General features: G+C 40.2%; 20 protein-coding genes. 6 read left to right on the top strand and 14 right to left on the bottom strand.

Going from position 1 to position 21,695, the window contains the following annotated elements; genetic code table 11:
- Positions 1–8 precede the first annotated feature (8 nt).
- From ACNSN2_RS12055 to ACNSN2_RS12045, 3 genes are read right to left on the bottom strand one after another with little or no spacing between them, the layout of a single operon-like run.
- Positions 9–620 carry a hypothetical protein gene (locus ACNSN2_RS12055; RefSeq protein WP_075169803.1) on the bottom strand — a complete coding sequence of 204 codons (612 nt, stop codon included), beginning with the start codon at positions 618–620 and terminating at the stop codon, positions 9–11.
- A complete protein-coding gene (locus tag ACNSN2_RS12050; RefSeq protein WP_075169802.1) occupies positions 607–1,197 on the bottom strand; it encodes a sigma-70 family RNA polymerase sigma factor in 591 nt (196 codons plus the stop codon). Before ACNSN2_RS12050 ends, ACNSN2_RS12055 begins: the two co-directional genes overlap by 14 nt.
- Before the next feature lie 14 nt (positions 1,198–1,211).
- Positions 1,212–1,844: an energy transducer TonB gene (locus ACNSN2_RS12045; RefSeq protein ID WP_075169801.1), complete on the bottom strand. Its 633-nt coding sequence runs from the start codon at positions 1,842–1,844 to the stop codon at positions 1,212–1,214.
- Between the two features lie 86 nt (positions 1,845–1,930).
- On the opposite strand from ACNSN2_RS12045, the gene ACNSN2_RS12040 reads away from it, so the two are divergent.
- On the top strand, positions 1,931–2,224 hold the full coding sequence (locus ACNSN2_RS12040; protein WP_418607509.1) for a hypothetical protein: 294 nt from the start codon (positions 1,931–1,933) through the stop codon (positions 2,222–2,224).
- An 80-nt stretch (positions 2,225–2,304) separates the two neighbouring features.
- Entirely contained in the window at positions 2,305–3,015 is a 711-nt protein-coding gene (locus tag ACNSN2_RS12035) for a hypothetical protein (protein WP_010387555.1), read from the top strand.
- An 84-nt stretch (positions 3,016–3,099) separates the two neighbouring features.
- Here the strand turns inward: ACNSN2_RS12035 and ACNSN2_RS12030 are convergent, their stop codons facing one another.
- A complete protein-coding gene (locus ACNSN2_RS12030; protein WP_418607507.1) occupies positions 3,100–4,425 on the bottom strand; it encodes an MFS transporter in 1,326 nt (441 codons plus the stop codon).
- A gap of 297 nt (positions 4,426–4,722) precedes the next feature.
- Between ACNSN2_RS12030 and ACNSN2_RS12025 the strand changes: the two genes are divergently transcribed.
- Positions 4,723–5,433, top strand: a complete 711-nt coding sequence (locus ACNSN2_RS12025; protein WP_418607505.1) for a VC0807 family protein — start codon at positions 4,723–4,725, stop codon at positions 5,431–5,433.
- A gap of 54 nt (positions 5,434–5,487) precedes the next feature.
- Here the strand turns inward: ACNSN2_RS12025 and ACNSN2_RS12020 are convergent, their stop codons facing one another.
- On the bottom strand, positions 5,488–5,940 hold the full coding sequence (locus ACNSN2_RS12020) for a c-type cytochrome (protein WP_418607503.1): 453 nt from the start codon (positions 5,938–5,940) through the stop codon (positions 5,488–5,490).
- Positions 5,941–6,194: 254 nt separating this feature from the next.
- The gene (gene dps / locus ACNSN2_RS12015; protein WP_054201878.1) at positions 6,195–6,719 is read right to left on the bottom strand and encodes a DNA starvation/stationary phase protection protein Dps; all 525 of its coding nucleotides are present in this window, start codon (positions 6,717–6,719) and stop codon (positions 6,195–6,197) included.
- 347 nt (positions 6,720–7,066) lie between these two features.
- Here dps and corA point away from each other — a divergent pair, with 347 nt between their 5' ends.
- The gene (corA, locus tag ACNSN2_RS12010) at positions 7,067–8,023 is read left to right on the top strand and encodes a magnesium/cobalt transporter CorA (RefSeq protein ID WP_010387561.1); all 957 of its coding nucleotides are present in this window, start codon (positions 7,067–7,069) and stop codon (positions 8,021–8,023) included.
- Positions 8,024–8,056: 33 nt separating this feature from the next.
- Here the strand turns inward: corA and ACNSN2_RS12005 are convergent, their stop codons facing one another.
- From ACNSN2_RS12005 to ACNSN2_RS11995, 3 genes are all read right to left on the bottom strand, one after another.
- Entirely contained in the window at positions 8,057–8,419 is a 363-nt protein-coding gene (locus ACNSN2_RS12005; RefSeq protein WP_418607501.1) for a DUF2237 family protein, read from the bottom strand.
- A 157-nt stretch (positions 8,420–8,576) separates the two neighbouring features.
- Positions 8,577–8,996: an HPP family protein gene (locus ACNSN2_RS12000; RefSeq protein ID WP_418607499.1), complete on the bottom strand. Its 420-nt coding sequence runs from the start codon at positions 8,994–8,996 to the stop codon at positions 8,577–8,579.
- A 172-nt stretch (positions 8,997–9,168) separates the two neighbouring features.
- A complete protein-coding gene (locus tag ACNSN2_RS11995; protein WP_008111401.1) occupies positions 9,169–9,948 on the bottom strand; it encodes a DUF2189 domain-containing protein in 780 nt (259 codons plus the stop codon).
- A gap of 233 nt (positions 9,949–10,181) precedes the next feature.
- On the opposite strand from ACNSN2_RS11995, the gene ACNSN2_RS11990 reads away from it, so the two are divergent.
- Positions 10,182–12,062: an MFS transporter gene (locus tag ACNSN2_RS11990; protein ID WP_418607497.1), complete on the top strand. Its 1,881-nt coding sequence runs from the start codon at positions 10,182–10,184 to the stop codon at positions 12,060–12,062.
- Positions 12,063–12,123: 61 nt separating this feature from the next.
- On the opposite strand, the gene katG is transcribed toward ACNSN2_RS11990, so the two are convergent.
- Positions 12,124–14,391, bottom strand: a complete 2,268-nt coding sequence (gene katG, locus ACNSN2_RS11985) for a catalase/peroxidase HPI (protein WP_418607495.1) — start codon at positions 14,389–14,391, stop codon at positions 12,124–12,126.
- Between the two features lie 308 nt (positions 14,392–14,699).
- Positions 14,700–16,040: an L-cystine transporter gene (locus tag ACNSN2_RS11980; protein WP_010387567.1), complete on the bottom strand. Its 1,341-nt coding sequence runs from the start codon at positions 16,038–16,040 to the stop codon at positions 14,700–14,702.
- A 282-nt stretch (positions 16,041–16,322) separates the two neighbouring features.
- On the opposite strand from ACNSN2_RS11980, the gene ACNSN2_RS11975 reads away from it, so the two are divergent.
- On the top strand, positions 16,323–16,850 hold the full coding sequence (locus ACNSN2_RS11975) for a hypothetical protein (RefSeq protein ID WP_010387570.1): 528 nt from the start codon (positions 16,323–16,325) through the stop codon (positions 16,848–16,850).
- A 65-nt stretch (positions 16,851–16,915) separates the two neighbouring features.
- Here ACNSN2_RS11975 and ACNSN2_RS11970 read toward each other — a convergent pair whose 3' ends face one another.
- From ACNSN2_RS11970 to ACNSN2_RS11960, 3 genes are all read right to left on the bottom strand, one after another.
- A complete protein-coding gene (locus ACNSN2_RS11970) occupies positions 16,916–18,103 on the bottom strand; it encodes a diguanylate cyclase (RefSeq protein WP_418607492.1) in 1,188 nt (395 codons plus the stop codon).
- A gap of 208 nt (positions 18,104–18,311) precedes the next feature.
- Positions 18,312–19,580, bottom strand: coding sequence for a mechanosensitive ion channel family protein (locus ACNSN2_RS11965; RefSeq protein ID WP_418607490.1), 1,269 nt, complete (start codon positions 19,578–19,580; stop codon positions 18,312–18,314).
- A gap of 93 nt (positions 19,581–19,673) precedes the next feature.
- Positions 19,674–21,563 carry an AMP-binding protein gene (locus ACNSN2_RS11960; protein WP_418607489.1) on the bottom strand — a complete coding sequence of 630 codons (1,890 nt, stop codon included), beginning with the start codon at positions 21,561–21,563 and terminating at the stop codon, positions 19,674–19,676.
- Positions 21,564–21,695: the final 132 nt, after the last annotated feature.

Raw genomic sequence — 21,695 nt, 5'->3', positions numbered from 1 at the left:
AAACCACCTTAAGCTCCACACTGCTTAACCCCAACCCCCGCATGCTTCAGCGCAATAATCTGCCCTTTGCCATTATGCGCCATGGCGAGCATATCACCGGTATTTATATTACTTTCAACTGCGTGCCTTCCCTTTAAATCACTTAAGAGCGACTGTTTAATTTGTACCAGTACTTCGTCATTACAACTGGCTATGTACCAGTCGTTGTCGACCTTTACGAGCGTGCCGTATTCTATATGGTGTTGTTGATGGCGGCGTAAGTCGTTTGCTAGCTGGGTGTCGAGCGCGCGTTTTTGTTGCGTTATGGTGCTTGCGTAGTTACCTGTTTGATCTATTTCATGCGTTGTTATAAACGAGTAGTCGTGTATGTCTATGGTGTTTAATACGGTTTTAGGGGCAGTATTTATCACGTTGTTACTGTCGAGCACTATAAAAGCCAGTAAGCCCAATGCGCAGGTAAGGCTTGTGAGTTGCAGGGCAAAGCCAAGCTTTTTAGGTTGTTTTTGGATTACGCTATGTTTTAACGCCTGTTGCTGAGCGTGCGAAAGTCTGGTGCGTGCTTTACGCTCGTTATAATGTTGTGTGAGCTTTTCATCAAACTGCTCATCAGGCTTGTTCATTATAATCTCCTAATAATTGTTTTAGGTTTTGTTTGGCGTAGCGTAGCCTTGTTTTTATGGTTTGGGCGTTGCTTTGCGTTATAAGTTCTATGTCGGCAAGGCTAAAGCCTTCTTGTTGTAAGGTGATGGCTTCGCGCTGCACAAAGCTAAGTTGCTTGAGCGCAGCATTAAACGCTTCATAACTTATGTATGTGTCGCCTATGTGTGAGTCACTACTTGTTAATTCACTTTGATTGTTATTTTGCGCAGGCAGTTGGCTGTTTTCGTCAAGCTCGACAAAGTGTTGCTGTTTGCGGTATTCGTCTATCAGAGTGTTACGTGCGAGTCGAAATAACCAGGCTTTAGGCGTGGTTTGCGCTTGGTACAGATGGCGCTTTTCGATTACTTTGAGCCATGTTTGTTGGCTTATATCGTAGGCTAACTGTGTATTAGACTGGGTAACTAGGTAGTGATATAAATCGTTACTGTATAAGGCAATAAGCTGCTCTAAGTGGCGGTTGTCGCCACTTTTTGCATACCGCGCCATGCAGTCTTTGCTTGGCGCTTCAAATAACCATGACTTAATACTCAATAGCATAGGCGCTTATTCCTTTACTGCGAACTGTCTAATTTAAAATCAAGCTGTACGGTTTGACCTGTTTGTAATTGTGCCACACCTTCAATTACTTTTGGACGATATTTCCAGCGTTTAATTGCGCGAAGTGCTTCGCGATCAAATATGCGTTTTGGTTCGGCATTTACTACTGTGGCATCAATCACTTCACCTGTGGGTGAAATATTAAAGCTAAGTTGTACCCAGCCTTCTATACCATCACGTGCTGCGCTAGTTGGGTATTTAGGATTTATACGTACAATGGGTGAAGCATCTCCCGTAGGGCGGGTAAGTGTTTGCTTCATACCGTCACCAAATCCGTCAATTACTATGGGTGGTGCTGTGCTTATTGCTGTTATTGGCTCATTACTAGGTGTTACACGTGGTGGTGCTTTAGGCGGCACTTTAGGTGTGGGTGGTGGCGGTATTCTTTTAATATGCGTGGTTTGTTTATCTTCTGGTGCTTGAAAAATCTCAACAGTAATATCATCACCCAATGTTATAGGTGCTCTTTGTTCGCCACTAATTAAGTATTGCATAAAGGCAAATGCAATAAAGGTCATCACAGCACCGCCAATAACAGCTGTTGATGTTTTGAACATGGGGTTTTTAGGAAATTCAAGTGTGTGCATAAGCCGCTCCAAATTAACTTATAATGTTGTTTCAGAGCTATAACGGCTGGCAGATAGAAAAGGGGTGAAATAGTTTTAAAATTTAATTGTTTTTATCTAGACATGGTAAAACCTCTGTCGGAAACGACTTTAATATTTATGCTGAATTTGCCTTTGCTGAACCTGAAAAACTGCGGGAACTTGCCGCTACCTATCCAATAATAGCTAAAAAGTTGAGTTTGTTTATTACCGCGTATACGCAGTTTTCGGCTAAATATCAGCAAGACTTTGAAGATTATTTTGCGAGAACAGGTTTGAGTGATGTTGCTGTACAGCCTGATAATTTTGAAATGACTATCCATTTAGATTTAAACGATCTTAAGCCACAGATAAGCCAATGAGGTTTTTCTTTTTGGGCTGTTATCTCTGCTTAGCATTATGCTAGAATCGGCCTTATCATATAATAAATAAGGATATTTTTGTGGATATTATCATTGGTCAAAATGTGCTGAAGAAAAAAGCGCAACTAACTCAACTTTCTGAGCGCGCTATTGGGCGGGCTTTCAAAGAGCAAGCCGCTTTGGCAATCCAAATGACACAGTGCAGTGCTGCGGTTTATCGCCGCTTACAACGCACCTATAAATCTACTGTAACACCTAGGGATCAAAAGCGTGTTAAAGCCGGTGGCTTAACGACACAGTCCGTTGTTTTTTCTACCAGTAATAATAGTCAAAAATCTTTTAATAGCTTACTTCCTGCTATGCGTGGGGGAGCTTCAGCACCCGGTAGTGTTGCAAAAACATCTAACGATGTTGCTATTGCTTCAAATCAGCCCCAAGCAATCAACTTATTAGCTTTATTACACCCAGTGATAAACGAAGATATTATGAAAACAGGTAATAGTGTTGAGAAAGCGGCAACTATTTTAGGCCTTGTTACTACAACTGTTGGTTTTGCTGTTCCTGGTGGTAGTGTTGCTTCTTCAATTGTGAGCTGGGTGGGAAGCGGTGCTACTTATTCAGGGTTTACTATGTCGAGAATTCGCCCTGACGCCCCTGATCGTGCATATCACCAACTAACAAACTATATTACTTGCTTGGCTGCATGGAATAAAAAGGCATGCGAGTTAATTGATATTGCAGATCCAAATGGGAAGTGGACTTTTCGAGATATTGAAACAGGATTTGCTTAAAAGCTAAAACAATTAAGGGAGTATAATTACTCCCTTAATTGATGTTTGCTTAGCGTGTTTTGAAAGCATTAAAAGCAGTATAAGTTAATTTTTCACGTCATCTTCGTGAAGATCTTTAAACAGCTCCCCTTGGGGATGCTCAAAAAATTCATCTTCTTCTTCATCTACAACCAGCATTTGATCTTGCGCGGTGGTTTCTTCAATGCGCGGATCCATCGTAGCGGCCAGTGGCGAGTTTGTAACATCGGATGTACCGACCACATAATCACTGGGTTCTGGCTGTTCAACTTTTTGTTTAGAGTTAATAAAGGTTAGTAGTAAGTACATAGCCACGGTTAATAGCGAAATTGACGCATACAATGCTTGGTGACCAAAGTAGGTCATCAGCTGTGCGTTAACTGTTGAGCCTATTGCTGCACCGGCGCCAAAAGCGACTAATAATGCAGATGATACGCCTACGCGCTCTTCGTCCTCAACCCGCGAATTAGCTAGCGCAGAACAAAGCGGATATAAAGTAAACGCAAATAAACCAAAGATAAAAGTGAGTATGTAAGCTGTTAGTTGTGAAGTAGGCAATAAAAACAATGCCAAACTTACAACACCGATAGCTGCTGCATTAGTTCGAATTAACACACTACGGCGAACGCGATCAGAGAGCATCCCCATTGGCCACTGGGCTAGCAAACCAGCAAAAATAGTCACCGACATAAAAATAGCAATTTCTGCGGCGCCAAAGCCAGATAGTTTAGCAAATATAGGCGCTAGGCCATAAAAACTACCATTGATAATGCCTGCAAAGTGCACCGCAGTAAGCGACTGTGGCACTTTTTTAGCGTAATCAAACAGACTCATTTTTATCGGTTTTAACGGTTTTGGGTGAATTCTGCGAGTGATAGAAATTGGAATAATACCGATAGCCAATGCCATGCACACTAAAAATAGCGGTGCATACCCTAGCTCAGGAAATTGTGCGAGCGCTAGTTGGCCTAAAATCATCCCTAAGTAAGAGGTGATCATATAAAAAGAGAAGACTCGCCCGCGAGATTCAGGCGCTGATTGTTCGTTTAGCCAGCTTTCTAGCACCATGTAATTACACATCATCCCTAAGCCAACAAAAAGCCTAAGGCCTAACCATATATATAGATTGTCGCTTACTCCGTGTGCGGCCACACAGGCTGTCACTGCAGCGGTACTTGCGGCAAAGGTTCTGATGTGACCCACCGATTTAATTAAATGATAGCCAAGTTTTGAACCCAGTAATAAGCCAAGGTAATAACACGAGGTCATTAGGCCTATCCAAAACGTAGACGTGTCTTGTTTACCTAAGTAAAGGGCTAAATAGGTTGTAAGTAAGCCGGTACCAATAATTAAAAATAAATTGGCAAAATACAGTGATGGAAATGATTTCATTAAGATGCAAATTATGAGCTAAGACAACTAGATACTAGAGCAAGCATGAAGGTTTTCCAAGCTGTAAAAAATGTGCTCTGTAATAATGAACACTCAGTATAAGAATATAGAGCGGTCGATAAATTATTTATTGATAAAAATAGCTTTGGATAAAATAGCGATCTAAAAAATCGGACGGTTAAGTGCGATGCTAGAATAGCGAGTGTATTGCGGGTATTATGCATAAAGATAATTTTCAGCATTACTTACTCTTTAGAGAGGCGCTAATGGCAGCAGTAATATTTTTTGGAATTAAAAATGACCAGTGATAATCAAGCTATAAATAAGCGTAAAAAGAATAATCCGCTTATCGAAATCGTATTTAATATCATCATACCTTCAGTCATTTTAATGAAATTTTCAGGGCCTGAATATTTAGGCAGCGTGATTGGCTTAATTGTGGCGCTTATATTCCCTATTAGTTACGGTATTTATGATTTTATAAAAGCGGGCTCATTAAATTTTATTTCACTTTTGGGCTTTTTAAGTACTTTGCTTACCGGTGGTATTGCGCTGTTTGAGCTTAATGTTGAGTGGTTAGCAATTAAAGAAGCGGCTATACCAGCAATCATTGGTTTTACCGTGCTGATGTCGGGCTTTTTTGGTAAACCCTTGCTAGCCAAGCTCTTATTAAACTCACTTTTATTTAAGTTAGACACTATTTACGATGCCCTTGCTGAGCGAGGCAATACGCAAAACTTTAAACAAAAGATTACTAATGCTAATTACTTATTAGCACTGACCTTTGTGTTTTCATCAACGATGAATTACCTCTTAGCTAAATGGATTGTTACTAGCCCAGCAGGTAGCGTGGAATTTAACGAGCAACTTGGTGAAATGACGCTATTGAGTTATCCAGTGATCGCGATTCCATCTATGATAATGCTGATTGGAATTTTTATTTATGTGATTAAAGTGCTGACCAAGCTGACCGGTATGAAGTTTGAAGATATGGTAAATGCCGAGTAGATAAAACGCATAAAAAAACCGTTGCTTAACAACGGTTTTTTTTGCTATCAATATTTACTTGTAGTGAGAGTAAAGTTGGTAATTAGTTCTGTGGTACGGAATAAGTTTATAGTTTGGTTGTAAAAAAGTGACTAAGTCGGTGAGTTCAGATACGGTCATGGTATCGTTAAATACCGTCATTTTTGAGCTGCCATCTTCATTTCTGGCGTCGGGTCTATAAGGCCTAGAAAACCGATGTGAGGGGTTGATCACTGACGTGACCAGCTCAGCATAAGTAATTATTTTGGTTTTATTACCTCCTAGCTTAATAGAAATATCGTCATGTTTTGTTACGCTGCTATCTTCAACGCCTGCAAGGGTGTGACATGCCAAGCACTTATATTTTAAAAACACGGTTTTGCCTTGTTCTGCATTCCCCTCTGGCAAGCTAAAACCTCGTGGAGAATCAACTCCTTTATCACAGCCTGTGAGTGCAATTAAACACACGATTAGTGGAGTGTATTTCATTAGAGCTCCTGTATTCTCAAATTAATTTTACGCATTACTAACGCAAATTCATTTGCGTCAACAAATGATTCTTTTAAGAAATAGCCTAATTTGAGTGTAGTCAAAGAGTGGCGAATAGCCTAATTGTTGTGCATATATGCTCAAGGAGAATAACTAAAGAGTTGAATGATAATTAATGATGGAATGAAACATCACAAGCATGAAAAAGCCCAGCAACTTGCTGGGCTTCGTAAACTAAACGTTTATCTAAAATATTAACTGTTCAATTGACCAGTAGATGATTCTATATGGGCACGCACAAACCACTGATATTGCTCAAGCTCTGCAAGTTGCGCAATGATCATATCTTCAGATACCGGATCAAGCTCACCGAGTGACTCAATAGCTTTACGGTGATCACCGTTAACGCCGTTATATACTTTGTCTAAGGCGGCTAGGTGTTCAGTTACTAAACCTTTGCCGATGGCGTAATCTTCCCATGTACGACGATCAACAATCGATTTTGGTGTACCAACCGGAACGCCGCCTAAAGTGGCAATACGTTCTGCTATGGTGTCGGTCATTTCACGCACGGTTTCAACTTGTGGGTCTAGCATTTCATGTACGCCAATAAAGTTTGGACCTACTACATTCCAATGAATATGTTTTAAAGTTAGCTGTAAATCAATTAGCGCTACCATGCGATCTTCTAGAACAGATATTGCTTTATTTGCTGATTCGTTTTCTACACCGGGAGCGGTAAATTCAGCGACTTTGTTTGCATTATTACTGTTACTCATTATTCCTCCTGCTATTTTAAAATAGTGTTCGCTTTACTCAAGTGAGTGTTTTAATTGCGATAACGAACACGTCTTGTACTAATAGAAGCAATGGGCATGCCGATAGATTATTTGATTTAAGTAATTGAAATTTAAAAGTTTAATTTTTATTTAATAAAGTTTTAAGAAGTGTTTAGCTCAAAGGGTATGAAAAATATGCACTTTTTTGTAAATTCTGCAAAATCGAAGTGCTAAAAATTGTTAGCAAATAGCTTGCTCTTTATAGTTGTTCTAATGAAGGTATTATCATTGTTGATTAATGATCTGTTACATATACTCAACCCAAAGATCTATTAAAGGAGAAGTGTATGCTGAGGTTTTTTTCCATCGAGCAAGGAGTGATCAAAGAGTTAGAGCCGTTGCCCGATACTCCTGTTGAAGTATCCATAAGGAATGCACATTGGATTGATACTATTAATCCAACACCGCAGGAGCAAAATGCGCTTGCAAAAACGCTCAATATAACTTTTCCTGATTCGGTCGATGTAGAAGAGATTGAAACGTCGTCAAGGTGCTTTATCGATAGCGAAGGTTTGCATGTACATGCATTGTTTATGTCACCTAACGAAGGACGGTTCAATACTGTGACTGTAGCTTGTTTGTTGCAAAACAATTGTTTACTTACTATTCGTGATGAGGAACTGGCTGACTTTAGACTATTGCGCTTAAGAGCGCGCAAAGGTCAGGTGGCATGTGATACGGCAAAACAGTTATTAATTACTTTATTTGATCAAAAAGTTGAAAACCATGCTGATATGCTTGAAGACATGCATCATCAATTAGAGAAGCTTAGCGCATATGTACTTGAAGAAGATAACTCAGACCTAGAAGAAGCGGTTGGTCGCATAGCTCGTTTAGAAGATGCTAATGGTAAAGTGCGTTTATGTTTAATGGATACTCGACGCAATATTTCGTTTTTAATACGTCGTTTAGGCGCGCAAAATGATGAGCGCGAGTCACTTCGAGAAATCGTACTTGATATAGAAACCTTAATGTCACACTGTACCTTTTTGTTTGATAAAATAAACTTTTTGATGGATTCAACGCAGGGCTTTATTAATATTGAACAAAATCAAATTATCAAAACTTTCTCTATTGCTTCAGTGGTTTTCTTACCGCCTACAGTAGTGGCTAGTGTGTATGGTATGAATTTTAATATAATGCCAGAGTTACATTGGGAATGGGGTTATCCATTTGCAATTGGCATTATGTTGCTGTCGGGCTTCGCCCCTTATTTATTTTTTAAACATAAAGGGTGGTTGTAATACTTTAATGTTGCAAGCTGAGCGCTCAAACCATTAACCGGGATACTGATGTGCTTTTAATACTTCAAGCGGAATAATGTCGAGCGCTTTTTGGTTTGTCGCTTCAAGTACCACAGGAGGAGCAACGTTCGCAGCAATGGCATGATACCAACGAGTCGCACATAAGCACCACTTATCGCCAGTTTTTAAACCAGCAAAATCATACAAAGGATTTGGGCTAATTAAATCGTTGCCTTGCGCCTTGGAAAACTGCAAAAATTCGTCGGTCATAATGGCGCATACACTATGATTGCCAAAGTCTGAATCTGGTACATAACAAAATCCCTCACGGGTATAGCCACCGTTGCCACAGCAAAGTTGTAAGCGAGTTCCTAGTACATTTAATTGATTAGCCATATGAAAACTTACCTTGTAATAACCATTAAAAGCAGGGTGTTTACCATAACAGGCTGTTAGTGACTTAGCTATCTATGCTGTTAATTTTATATATCTGTTAAGTGAGTAAAAACTGCATTTGGCAAAGCTAAATACAGTTTTCACTAAAGAAGAATATTTACGAGAGCAGTGCTGCAGCTAAACGTACAAAATCAGAAGACGTTAAAATACCTACTAGCTGACCTTGCTCGCTAACAACGGGCATGCAACCGTGGCGATTATCTACAAAAAATTTAACGACATCTGATAGCGGCTGCTCTGGGGTTACACTAATAAAATCACTCACCATAATATCTTCTACTTTTGTGAGTTTTTCTTTGCGTTGTAATGCATTAGCACCAAACGTTGCCATGATACCCATGACTTTGGCGACCATTATTTTTTGTGTGAGCATACCGACAAATGCGCCGTTTTCGTCAATAACAGGAATATGGCGAACGTTTTTTTCTTTCATTAAATTATGTGCGTCATGCAAAGTGCTTTTTACGTTCACTGAAAATGGGTTCGCTGTCATTAAGTCTGTAACGTTTTGACTCATGTTTATTCCTTTATATTATCTGTGGTGTATCAGCTTATATTAGCGCTATTTTTAAGCTTTGCACCTTATTCAGATCAAGGTTTTTACGGATTTTATAAACTGAGGGAGAAGAGGCAACACTTAATTAAATGCCAAAAAGCATTTAATTAAGTGATAAAACTACAGGTAAATATTATTCATAACCACGTGGTGTTTTTGTTTTAATAACAGCAATGTATCCATGCCAACTAGCGTAACTAAGTAGTGGCATAATAATAATAAATCCAGCGGCACCTGCAGCAAAGCCCAACGCTACTAGTACAAATATACAAATTGACCACACTACCATAGCTGCAAAGTTTTCTTTAACTGCGTGGATTGAAGAAACGACTGCGGTCATTATATCAACGCGTCTTTCCATCATAATTTGCGGCGTAAATGCAGAAATTGAAAACACACTGACCAGCAAAATTCCACCGATAATGCTGCCTATAGTTAAAAACGCAGAAAGTTCTTCAAAGGTGGGGTTTACATGGTTTGGGTATAACGCATGCACAATTGCAGCTAGGCGCATCCAAATAATCATAATTACCATGAGTAATACCGCAAAACCCCATTCACCTACAGGGTTACGAAACATTGATTTTAATGAATGGCTTAATGTAGGTTTGTGGCCTTTTTCAAGTTCCCAGGCTACATCGTATAAGCCAACGGCGAATACCGGACCGATTAAAGCAAAAGCAACGGTTGCAGGTAAAATAGCTAAGTGGCTGTCGGTAAGTACAACAGAGTAAACAATCGCTACCGGAATAAGCGTGAAGATTAAACCGTAAATTAAACTCAACATGGGCGCGCGCGCCATATCTTTAAACGCTAACGAAAGCCAATGAAAAGCGGCAAATGTATTTACTTTGTTGCACTCTAAACAACGTGCGAATTTAGTGTCTTTGTCTATTGTGTTTGTAGTTGGCATAAAGATGCTCCTTTTTTAGTCACCTTTTAGGTTTAGAACATAGATGTTTTATTTACAACTCATAAACAACTTATACGATTGATTTAGTCGCATTGTTCATTTGTTAGTCATTTTTGTTGGGTTAGCTATTTTGTTTATTTAAATCTATGTTTGAGCACGTACTTAAAAAGTGGGTTCGTATTTCTTTTCCACAGTGGTAATCTAAGCCCTGAAGCTAATTTTAAGAGACCGTAATGAAGGAAAATAAACAACAATTTCAAGGATCTTTACTGGGTAGCAAACGGTTTTTACCTCTGTTTGTGACGCAGTTTTTCTCTGCTTTAAATGACAATGTATATAAGCAATCAATCCTACTTATTTTAATTTTTCAGGCTGCTACGGTAGCTGATGGTGCCTTTTATTCTAATTTGGCGGCAGGATTATTTATTTTACCGTTTTTTCTATTTTCAGGCATGGCAGGGCAAATTGCAGAAAAGTTGGAAAAATCAAAACTAATCAGCATCGTAAAGTTTTGCGAAATACCTATTATGCTGGTGGGCGTAGTATCGATTTTAACCGAGCAGGTTTGGTTAATGTTAGGTACTGTATTTTTAATGGGTTTACAAAGCACTTTTTTTGGACCGCTTAAGTACTCTATTTTACCGCAGCATGTGGCCCCAAATGAATTAACTAAAGCGAATGGACTGGTGGAGTCGGGTACTTTTGTAGCAATTTTATTGGGCACGGTATTTGGCACCTATTATATAACCCAATCAGCGGGCCCTATTTATATCAGTATCGCAATAGTAAGCCTTGCAGTTATTGGCTTTTTAAGCAGTCGATTTATTCCTAAAAGTGCAGCCAATGATGCTAATTTAAAAGTATCGATTAACCCTATTACTTCAACCAAAAGTGTTTTTAATGCGCTTAACGCACAAACCGAGTCGGTGGGTAAGTCAGTATTAGGGATCAGCTGGTTTTGGCTTATTGGTGCGGTGATACTAACGGCGCTCCCTAACTACGTAAAACATGTTATGGGAGGCGATGAGTTGGTGGTGACGGCTGCTTTAGTGGTGTTTTCGTTGAGTATTGCATTAGGATCTTTATTGTGTGAAAAGCTATCGCGATCACGTATTGAGTTGGGTATTGTGCCTTTTGGTGCACTGTTAATTACCTTATTTTTATATTTATTAAGTCAAGAACCTGGTATTGAATCTTATCGTTTAGTTAATGAGTTGCAGCTTACTCTTGAGCAAGTAATTAATACTGGCGATATGCTATGGCATTTTGTTTGGATGGCAGGAATTGGTATTGCCGCGGGGTTTTATACGGTACCTTTGTATGCACTCATTCAGCAGCGTACTCACCCCGATAGCCGTTCACGAGTAATTGCAGCTAACAATGTGTTAAATGCATTGTTTATGGTTGGCAGCGCCGTTTTAAGTATTGTTACTTTAACGCTATTACACTGGGATATTTCACAATTACTGTTGTTATTAGCAGGGCTTAATTTACTAATATCGCTGTACATATACACCAAAGTACCGGAGTTTTTCTTACGTTTTATTATCTATATTTTAGCGATTTGTATGTATCGCGTGCGCACTAAAGGCGAGCTCAATATTCCCGATGAAGGGGCTGCGGTGGTGGTAAGTAATCATGTTAGCTTTGTTGATTGGATGTTTATTTTAGCGGCGTCACCTAGGCCAATTCGATTTGTTGTATTTGCACCTATTTATTATTCACCGGCACTTAATTGGTTGTTTAAAATGGCCAAAGCTATCCCAATTGATAGTCAAAAATCAAATCCCAAGGCGTTTAATAAAGCTTTTGATGACATTGCACAAGCATTGGAACGTGGTGAGTTAGTGGGTATTTTTCCTGAAGGAAAGCTCAGCGGTGATGGCAAAGTTGATGTGTTTCGCCGTGGTATTGAAAAAATAATTCAGCGCACGCCTGTGCCTGTTATCCCAGTTCATTTAGATGGATTATGGGGCAGTATGTTTAGTCGAAAAACTAAATGGCGACTACCTAGACCCAAATGGTCGTTGGTAAGCGTAGCGATTGGTGAGCCGGTTGCGTCTGAAAATGTGAGTGCCGATGACTTACGTGATCGAGTACTTGCTTTAAAGTAGCTTAGCAATAAAAAAGCGCTGCAATTAATTGCAGCGCTGTGGTTGTGTTACTTAATGGTTATTAACGGTCTAAATTCATTACTTTAGTCCATGCTTTAACAAAGTCTTCTACAAACTTTTGTTTTGATGTATCAAAGGCATACACCTCAGCAACTGCACGTAGTTCTGAATTTGAACCAAAAATCAGATCAACCGAAGTGGCGGTGTACTTTTGCTCACCTGATTGACGATCAAAGCCTTGATAAATGCCAGCATCAGACGATTTTTTCCATACCGTCGACATATCTAACAAGTTAACGAAGAAATCGTTATTTAGTGTACCTGGCTTGTCGGTAAATACGCCGTAGTCAGTGCCTTTATAGTTTGCATCAAGTGAGCGTAAGCCACCGACTAATACAGTCATTTCAGGGACTGTTAGGTCAAGCTGATCCGCTTTATCAATCAGCATTTCAGTTGGTGATTTATAGCTTTTCTCTGCATCAAAATAGTTTCTAAAACCATCGGCAGGCAACTCTAATAAGCTAAATGCATTAACGTCAGTTTGTGCTTGTGTAGCATCGCCACGGCCAGCATTAAACGGCACGTCTACTGAGTAGCCTGCATCTTTGGCTGCTTTTTCAATCGCTGCATTACCACCAAGCACAATTAAATCAGCAAGCGATACATGGCTTTTGCTAAATAAGCTGTCGTTAAAGTCAGCTTGAATCGCTTTTAATACTTTAAGTACCTTTGTGGTTTCTGCTGGATTATTTACTGCCCAATCTTTTTGTGGTGCTAGCGCAATACGTGCGCCATTGGCTCCGCCGCGCATATCTGAATCACGGTAACTGGCAGCCGATGCCCATGCTACACGTACTAACTCAGGTACACTTAGGTTTGAGTCTAAAATAGCCGTTTTAAGCTCTTTTACTGCACCAGCATCAATGTTTGATTTAGTCTTTGCTGAAATAGGGTCTTGCCAAATTAAGTCTTCTTTTGGTACTTCTTTACCTAAAAAGTTACGTGGTGGTCCCATATCTCGGTGAGTTAATTTGTACCATGCTTTAGCAAATGCAAGTTGATACTCTTTTGGGTCATTTAAAAAGCGTTCAGCAATTTTGCGATATTCAGGATCAAATTTTAATGCTAAATCGGCAGTGGTCATTACCGGTGGGTTAAATTTCCCTTTAACGTGCGCATCAGGTACTGACTTATGTAATGATTCATCTGTTGGGATCCACTGAATAGCGCCAGCAGGACTGCGAGTTTGTTTCCACTCAAAGTTAAGTAGGTTGCTTAAGTATAATGATGACCAGCGAGTAGGTGCTTGTGTCCATGCGCCTTCTAAACCACTAGATACGGTATCTTCAGAGTGACCTTTACCACATTTGTTTTTCCAGCCTAAACCTTGCTCTTCAATACCTGCTGCAGCAGGCTCTGCACCCACACAGTCTTTAGGTTTGTGCGCACCATGCATTTTACCAAAGGTGTGACCACCGGCGATAAGTGCTAGGGTTTCTTCATCGTTCATCGCCATGCGAGAAAACGCAACACGAATATTTTTAGCTGAGCCAATAGGATCAGGAACCCCTTTAGGCCCTTCTGGGTTTACATAAATTAAACCCATGTGTGTTGCACCCAATGGGCGTTCTAGTTTGCCGCTGGCATCTTCACGGTCGCTGGCAAGCATTTCTACTTCAGGACCCCAGTAAACCATGTCTGGTTCCCAATCGTCAGTACGACCACCAGCAAAACCATAGGTTTCAAATCCCATGTTTTCTAAGGCAACATTACCGGCTAATACGATTAAGTCTGACCATGAAAGGGCTTCACCGTATTTTTGTTTAATTGGCCAAAGTAAACGGCGCGCTTTATCCAAGCTTACGTTATCTGGCCAGCTATTAAGCGGTTCAAAACGTTGTTGACCACCGCCAGCGCCACCACGGCCATCAAGCGTACGATAGGTACCTGCACTGTGCCAGGTCATACGAATAAAAAATGGACCATAGTTACCAAAATCTGCCGGCCACCAATCTTGAGATTGAGTTAGCAGAGCGTCGATATCACTTTTTACAGTGTCTAAATCTAGGCTGTTAAATGCCTCTGCATAATTAAAGTCACTACCGTAAGGGTTTGAACGTAGATCATGATCGCGAAGAGGAGATAGGTTAAGTTGATCTGGCCACCAAAATTGGTTGGTTCTGGTTGCACCCATTTTTGCCTCACCCATGCCTACAGCACCTTGTGGCTTAGACATTTGTGGTTTTTCTTGACTAAAAGCAGAGCCAGACATAAGTGCCATACTTATAAATCCAACAAGCGCTTTTTTTGTAAATGATCGGTTTTTCATTGTCAGCTTCCTTAAAGTTAACGAATTTCGTTATATACAAAGCGTATAAAAAATAGGGTCTACTCATTTAAAAACAGTAGGCTAAAACTTCATTCAAGTTGTTGTTAAATGAGCCTGAATGCACTAAGCAGTGCGAATAGTATAGTAAGGAGGCTAAAAACCGTGTGTGAAATAAAGCGATTGATACAATCTATAAAGGTGATTCATTAAAGTTAAATGATTAAATAAACAAATCACTAATGAGCTTTGAAAGAGGGGCAGACATAAAAAAGCCCAGCGTAGGCTGGGCTATTAGATTAAAGTGAGTGCTATTGAGTTTTCATTAATTTACTGGTGATCACACCTGAGGTCATGGAGCCCGACACGTTGAGTGCAGTGCGCGCCATATCTATTAATGGTTCAATAGAAATAAGTAAAGCCACTACCTCTATAGGTAGTCCCATGGTCGGTAATACAACCAACGCTGCGAAGGTAGCACCACCGCCAACACCTGCAATACCAAACGAACTAATAACCACAATACCAATTAGCGGTAAAATAAACTCAAATGTAAGTGGGTCAATCCCCACACTTGGCGCAACCATCATCGCAAGCATAGCAGGGTAAATACCAGCACAACCGTTTTGACCTATAGTGGCACCAAAAGAAGCCGATAAATTAGCGATTGCAGGTGGCACTTTTAACTGGTTAATTTGCACATCAACATTCATAGGAATAGATGCCGCTGAGCTACGTGAGCTAAAAGCAAAGGTAAGCACAGGCCAAATTTTTTCAAAGTAATTTTTTGGATTAACGCCCACTAAGCTAAGCAATAAACCATGCACAACAAACATTAGTAAAATAGCCACGTAAGAAGCCACAATAAAGGCGAGTAAATTTAAAATATCGCTACTGCTTGAGTTTGCCACAACGCTTGCCATTAGGCCCGCAACACCATAAGGCGTTAATGCAATTACCATGCGAACTAAGCTCATTACAGTAGCTTGTAGGGCGTTTACACCGTTACGAATTGGGCTAGCAAGTTCTGTTTTTTCAAGCATTACTTTACGTGCAGCTATACCAACAAGTACACCAAATATAACCGTGGCAATAATAGAGGTTGAACGTTGATTACTTAAATCCGCAAATGGGTTTTCAGGGATAAAGCTCAGTAGCATTTGCGGCACACTTAAGTCGGCTACATTCGCGGCTTTGCTTTGTAGGGTGTCCATTCTTGCGGCTTCACGAGTACCCGAAACAAGCCCTTCAATACTCAAGTCAAATCCATACGTTACAGCAATACCAATTAGCGCTGCAATTGCGGTGGTAAACAGTAAAACAGAGATACTAATAAAGGATATTTTCCCCAGTGAGCCTTGGTTCTCAAGCTTAACCACAGCGGCAATCATAAAGACCAATACCAATGGCATAATGATCATTTTTAGTAACCCGACATAGCCTTTACCTACTATGCTTACCCAGCTGAGTATTTCTTTAATGGTTTCTGGGGAGTGGGCAAACAAAAACTGTAGGGCTAAACCAAAGGCGCTACCAAGCACTAAACCAAATAAAACGGTACGAGATAAAGAGCTGCTTTTTTGCGAAACAAGATAGATGGCGAACAGCAAACCGACAAATAATGCCAACATTAATAATACAGCAAGCGACATGGTACCCTCTTTTATAGCTGTGAATTAGCGCGGCACTTTAACGCTTTGTAAGACGTTAACAAAATACGCTTTCGCTATGGGATAGAATTAAAATGAATATAGTAATAATATTAAAGTATAACGAATGAGCACATTATTGAAAAAATCAGCCCATATGATTGTATTTTCTTCAAATTATGGGACTTACTATAGATCGTAAGCCTTGTTTAAAGCGTAAGTCTGATACGAATTAATTGGTCAACGTGTTCACTTTAGTTTTATTTAAAGATAGGGAGTAAAGGTATGTTAAAGGCAATAATGGCGCTGGTGATGGTTTTAGTGGTTAGCGGGTGTTCAACCCAATATCCAAACCAAGCATTACTGGGTAAGCAATTTCCCACCGTTAGCGGAGAAAGCTTAGAGCAACAGTCATTCACCATTCCTGATGATTTTAATAACCCAAATACGTTGTTATTAATTGGATATAAACAAGATAGCCAGTTTGATATTGATCGTTGGCTTATTGGTTTAGATATGAGTGCAGTTGATGTGACTGCCTATGAGTTGCCAACCATTCAGGGTATGCTTCCTCGTATGTTTAGTACCTTAATTGATAGCGGTATGCGTAAGGGGATCCCAAAAGAGTTGTGGGGTGGGGTGATCACAATTTACGAAGATGGCGATAAAGTTCAGGCATTTACTGGCAACGAAAATCCTAATAACAGCCGTGTGATACTGCTTGATGAGAGTGGCAAAATTATTTACTTTTACGACCGTGGTTTTTCTGTATCAGCATTAAATAATTTAAAAGCGGTTTTGGAAAAGCAATAAACTACAGGTTAAATTAGCTGCTTTTGGGCACGCCATTATTAAGTTAGCGTGCCACGTTAAAAGTACTACTCGCTTACGTTATTTCTGCCTTTCTTTTTAGCTCTATAAAGGGCTAAATCGGCATTTTTTAATGCCTCATCAAAGCTTTGTTTTGCCGCTCTTTGCGCTACACCTATAGAAACCGTCACGTTTACCGTTTTGTTGTCACTTGGCTGTTTACCTTTACGAGATTTCTTATCGGTTCGTTTTGGGTTTCTGATCACCATGTCGTAGGTGGCAATATTTTCGCGCAGTGTTTCTAGTTCAGGGATTGACTGCTCGGCTGTTTTACGCGGGAACACCACCGTAAATTCTTCTCCACCATAACGGTAAATCTTGCCACCCCCTTTAATGCCAGCCATTTTAGCCGCCACTAGCTTTAACACTTGGTCGCCAATATCGTGGCCATAGGTATCGTTGAATTTTTTAAAGTGGTCAATGTCGAGCATAGCAACGGTGTATTTTCGCCCTAATGATAAAGCAAGCTGATTAAGTGCTCGCCGCGTTGGTAAGCTGGTTAAATCGTCTCTATAGGCTAAATAATAAGAGTCTGTACTTACTGCCAATAAATACAAAGAAGCCATAAGCACGGCTATTACAGACCAAGGAAAATCAATAATGTGTTGCTGATTAAGGCACCACACAATAAAAGTAATTAATAAGGCGGTTTGAGTCAGGTTATGGGCTCTCAAGCTTTGCCAAATAAGCAAGCCGCCAATTATTGAAAGCGGTAAAACAATGTGTAAATAAGGAAGCCGCTGAGTATAAAAAGAAGATTGTATTGTTAGTTCTTGCAAGTGTTGGCTCAGTGCTAACCAAGCAAATGCAGCACCGCCACAGACAATAACGAGTAAACTGCGAGTTACTGTGTGTATTGATAAGAGCGCTCTATCTTTTATAACTGCTAATAGCATTAATAAACTTGTAGCGCATAATAAGGTCCAGTCAGGTTGCGCTTTGAGCCAGTCAGACCAAGGTAAAGCGTAGTCTAATGAAGATAAATAAAGCACCCAAAATGCGCAAAGTAATGCAACTCGACTTCGATTAAACTGAGTAGCAAATACAGCAGTAATAACCAGTAATGGATAAACAAGATTATTAATAAGAGAGAGCTTACTTTGCCATTGAGCTTGAAACTGAACTAATAATAAAAATAAGCCACATAGACCTAAAAGGCTCAAAGAAGTTGATTTAACTCCTGCTAATTTTAACAACCTATGCTCCAAAGACCGATGTCTAAAAAATAAAGGCTTATTGTATTCATATTGAAAAATATTACTACTTTAATGCTTGTTAATTATTTAAAAACAATACTTTAAAACTAATTTTGGCGGCTTTTATCGACACTTTTTAGCCAAATGTATGACATTTTAGCAAATGTAAATATAGTAAGTTAATTAAACCTATTACCCAGAGTTCAGGTTATTTAATTAGTTGGCGAATATCGCTTCCTGTTGGTGCTTCATGGGCACGTAACGAAAAGGCGGGTAAAACCGCTAATATATGATCAAATATATCTGACTGAATATTTTCATATTCACCCCAATTAGTGGTATTGGTGAATGCATAAATCTCAATGGGTAGACCTTGGGTTGTTGGCGCTAATTGCCTTACCATTAAGGTCATACCTTGATGAATATGTGGGTGCTGTTTTAATAGCGCGACCAAATAGTGACGAAATGTACCCACATTAGTTAGCCTGCGGCCATTTAAAGTGCAGCTCATATCTACTTTTTTAGTGATGTTTTGCTCCTCAATAACCAATAGCGTACTTTCAAGGTACTCACTTAGTAAATCGGCTTTTTTAAGGGCAACAACTGCGGCTTCGTCTAAAAAGTGCACACTACTCATTTCAAGGTGAATGCTGCGTTTTATTCGGCGTCCGCCAGAGTCTGACATACCGCGCCAATTTTTAAATGAGTCGGAGATCAAGGCATAAGTAGGAATAGTGGTAATGGTTTTATCCCAATTTCTTACCTTTACCGTGGTTAACGCAATATCAATAACATCACCGTCGGCACCGTATTTTGGCATTTCTAACCAATCACCTACCGCTAGCATATTATTGGCAGAGAGCTGAATACCCGCTACTAGGCCTAAAATAGCGTCTTTAAATACCAGTAATAATACCGCAGACAGAGCGCCTAAACCGCTTAGTAAAATTAACGGTGATTTATTCATTAACAATGAAACGGCTAAAATGGCAGTTAATACACTGGCAATAAGCTTAATTGTTTGCAAAAAACCGCGCAGCGGAAAGTGAGCGCTCAAGGGGCGCTTATCGGAAATTGCTTGAAATATATCCAGTAAAGAAAATAGCGAAAGTAAGGCAAATAAAATGATCCATTGATCGGTGATCATTTGAATCAAATACAAAAAAGTGGTGCCTTCGGGTACCCACAGTTGCGCCTGAATAACAACGACCGCTCCTTGTAAAACAAATGAGATATTACGAGCGAGCTTTTTTGCTGAATATAAAGGACTTTTGCTATCGGGTTGCGCAGCTTGTTCGCTAAAGCGGTTTTTAACTAAACGCTGAGAAACCAGCCTTAAAATGAGGTGTAATATTAATGCAAATATCGCAATCCAAGCCAATACAATCAGGTCGTACCATAAAAATGGGCTTCCCGGAAAATAATCGCCAAACCATTGCAGTAAAAAATCTCGCAGCTGTGCGCGTGTTCCTGTCATTAATACTCCATAAGGACGCTATTATTAATTACTGATTATTAGTTAAGCAGCTGCAATGTAAAAAGTCTATTTAAGACTTTTTACATTATGTAGTTACAGTTTACCATGCTCGAGTTGCTGGCTGAGTTCTTCAAAAATACTTGGATCATCTATGGTTGATGGAATTTGCAGTTCTTCACCATCAATTAACTGCCGCAGGTTTTTACGTAAAATTTTGCCAGAACGGGTTTTTGGTAATCGCTCTACACACATAATATTTTTAAGGCACGCAATAGCACCAATTTGATTACGCACGGTTTGCACCAATTGCTGTTCTACCTCTTTATGTGAGCCATGAAAATCATTTTTTAGCACCACCATCGCCATTGGGTTTTGCCCTTTTAACGCATCACTAATGCCAAATACTGCACACTCAGCCACAGCTGGGTGCGCGGCAACAATTTCTTCCATTTCACCGGTGGATAAACGATGCCCTGCAACATTAATCACATCATCGGTGCGACCCATAATAAAGAGGTAGCCATCGTCATCAATATAACCGCCATCACCAGATAAATAGTAGCCCTCATATTCAGCCAAATAACCTGCCTTAAAACGAGCCGTATTTTGCCAAATTGTCGGTAAGCATCCCGGTGGTAAAGGTCGCTTTATAACAACCGCGCCTTGTTCATTCGGAGCACATTCATCCCCATTCATATCTAAAATTCGTACATCAAATCCAGGTGTTGCAACTGTTGAGCTTCCTGCTTTTGTTGGCAGGTGTTCAATGCCAACAGGGTTACACGCAATTGCCCAGCCCGTTTCTGTTTGCCACCAATGATCAAGCACCGGTAAACCTGTTTTTTCTTTGAGCCAATCGTAGGTAGGTGGGTCTAAACGCTCTCCGGCTAAAAATAATCGTTTGAGACTAGAAGTATCGTATTGTTTAAAGCCATCGGCATTGGGGTCCTCTTTTTTAATCGCGCGAAACGCAGTGGGGGCACTAAATAGGGCATTCACTTTGTATTCTTCTACTACGCGCCAAAAAGCACTGGCATCGGGGGTTCTAACCGGTTTTCCTTCAAATAAAATAGTTGCGCATCGATACATAAGTGGCGCATACACAATATACGAATGACCCACTACCCAGCCAATATCAGAGGCGGCCCAAAATACGTCACCGGGTTTCATGCCGTATACGGTTTCCATACTGTAATGCATAGCAACCGCATGGCCGCCATTTTCACGCACGACACCTTTAGGTGTCCCTGTTGTGCCAGAGGTGTATAAAATATAAAGTGGATGATCGCCACTGACCGCAACGGGATCAACCGGTGTGGCTGTTTGCATTGCAACAGCCCAGTCAATATCACGTTCGGGCATAAGCGGTGCGGTGGCTTGCTCACGCTGATAAATAATACAGTGTTCAACTTTATAGCTAGCAGCTTCAACCGCGTTATCGAGTAATTCTTTGTACTCAATTACAGTATTAACTTCTACACCGCAGGAGGCACTGAGCACCAATTTGGGCTTGGCGTCATCAATCCGTACCGCTAATTCATGCGCTGCAAAACCGCCAAATACAACAGAATGAATAGCGCCAATTCGGGCACAGGCTAACATACCAATTACGGCTTCGGGGATCATGGGCATATAAATCACTACGCGGTCGCCTTTAGTCACTCCTAAAGACTGCATTACCCCTGCAAATTTAGCGACCTCTTGCTGTAGTTGTAAATAGCTATAACTGCGTTTGCTATTGGTAACCGGTGAGTCATAAATTAACGCTGTTTCATTACCATGCCCAGCGATGACATGCTGATCTACGGCTAAAAAACAGCTGTTAAGTTGGCCGTCTGCATACCAATGGTGCAGTCCTTCTTGATCTTGTGTGTATGCTGTTTCTGGAGCCTTGTACCAAGGAAAGCGTTTACTTTGCGATAACCAAAACGCTGCCGGGTCTTGTTTAAATTCGTTGTAATGTTGTTTATATTCACCTGACATAAAGGCTCCTGAGTCAAATTTAATCTAACTAAACTAAGCGCTTTTTATCAGCAGTGATATTCGACTATGGTCGGTTAAATAGTAAGCGATGCTTTTAGTTTTTGGCCAACGTAATGATTGTATAGAACTAAA

Source organism: Pseudoalteromonas sp. US3C1013 (genome assembly GCF_048401115.1).
Classification (GTDB): domain Bacteria; phylum Pseudomonadota; class Gammaproteobacteria; order Enterobacterales; family Alteromonadaceae; genus Pseudoalteromonas; species Pseudoalteromonas undina.
This window is presented reverse-complemented; position numbering and strand designations above follow the sequence as displayed.

Bases quoted from the DNA above. Each gene is read 5' to 3' on its own strand.
- corA (WP_010387561.1), top strand. From the start codon at position 7,067: ATGCTGAGGTTTTTTTCCATCGAGCAAGGAGTGATCAAAGAGTTAGAG.
- ACNSN2_RS12045 (WP_075169801.1), bottom strand. From the start codon at position 1,844: ATGCACACACTTGAATTTCCTAAAAACCCCATGTTCAAAACATCAACA.
- ACNSN2_RS12050 (WP_075169802.1), bottom strand. From the start codon at position 1,197: ATGCTATTGAGTATTAAGTCATGGTTATTTGAAGCGCCAAGCAAAGAC.
- ACNSN2_RS11965 (WP_418607490.1), bottom strand. From the start codon at position 19,580: ATGACAGGAACACGCGCACAGCTGCGAGATTTTTTACTGCAATGGTTT.
- ACNSN2_RS12000 (WP_418607499.1), bottom strand. From the start codon at position 8,996: ATGAGTCAAAACGTTACAGACTTAATGACAGCGAACCCATTTTCAGTG.
- ACNSN2_RS12020 (WP_418607503.1), bottom strand. From the start codon at position 5,940: ATGAAATACACTCCACTAATCGTGTGTTTAATTGCACTCACAGGCTGT.
- ACNSN2_RS11975 (WP_010387570.1), top strand. From the start codon at position 16,323: ATGTTAAAGGCAATAATGGCGCTGGTGATGGTTTTAGTGGTTAGCGGG.
- ACNSN2_RS12055 (WP_075169803.1), bottom strand. From the start codon at position 620: ATGAACAAGCCTGATGAGCAGTTTGATGAAAAGCTCACACAACATTAT.
- ACNSN2_RS11960 (WP_418607489.1), bottom strand. From the start codon at position 21,563: ATGTCAGGTGAATATAAACAACATTACAACGAATTTAAACAAGACCCG.
- ACNSN2_RS11990 (WP_418607497.1), top strand. From the start codon at position 10,182: ATGAAGGAAAATAAACAACAATTTCAAGGATCTTTACTGGGTAGCAAA.
- ACNSN2_RS12025 (WP_418607505.1), top strand. From the start codon at position 4,723: ATGACCAGTGATAATCAAGCTATAAATAAGCGTAAAAAGAATAATCCG.
- ACNSN2_RS11995 (WP_008111401.1), bottom strand. From the start codon at position 9,948: ATGCCAACTACAAACACAATAGACAAAGACACTAAATTCGCACGTTGT.
- ACNSN2_RS12030 (WP_418607507.1), bottom strand. From the start codon at position 4,425: ATGAAATCATTTCCATCACTGTATTTTGCCAATTTATTTTTAATTATT.
- ACNSN2_RS11980 (WP_010387567.1), bottom strand. From the start codon at position 16,040: ATGTCGCTTGCTGTATTATTAATGTTGGCATTATTTGTCGGTTTGCTG.
- katG (WP_418607495.1), bottom strand. From the start codon at position 14,391: ATGAAAAACCGATCATTTACAAAAAAAGCGCTTGTTGGATTTATAAGT.
- ACNSN2_RS12005 (WP_418607501.1), bottom strand. From the start codon at position 8,419: ATGGCTAATCAATTAAATGTACTAGGAACTCGCTTACAACTTTGCTGT.
- dps (WP_054201878.1), bottom strand. From the start codon at position 6,719: ATGAGTAACAGTAATAATGCAAACAAAGTCGCTGAATTTACCGCTCCC.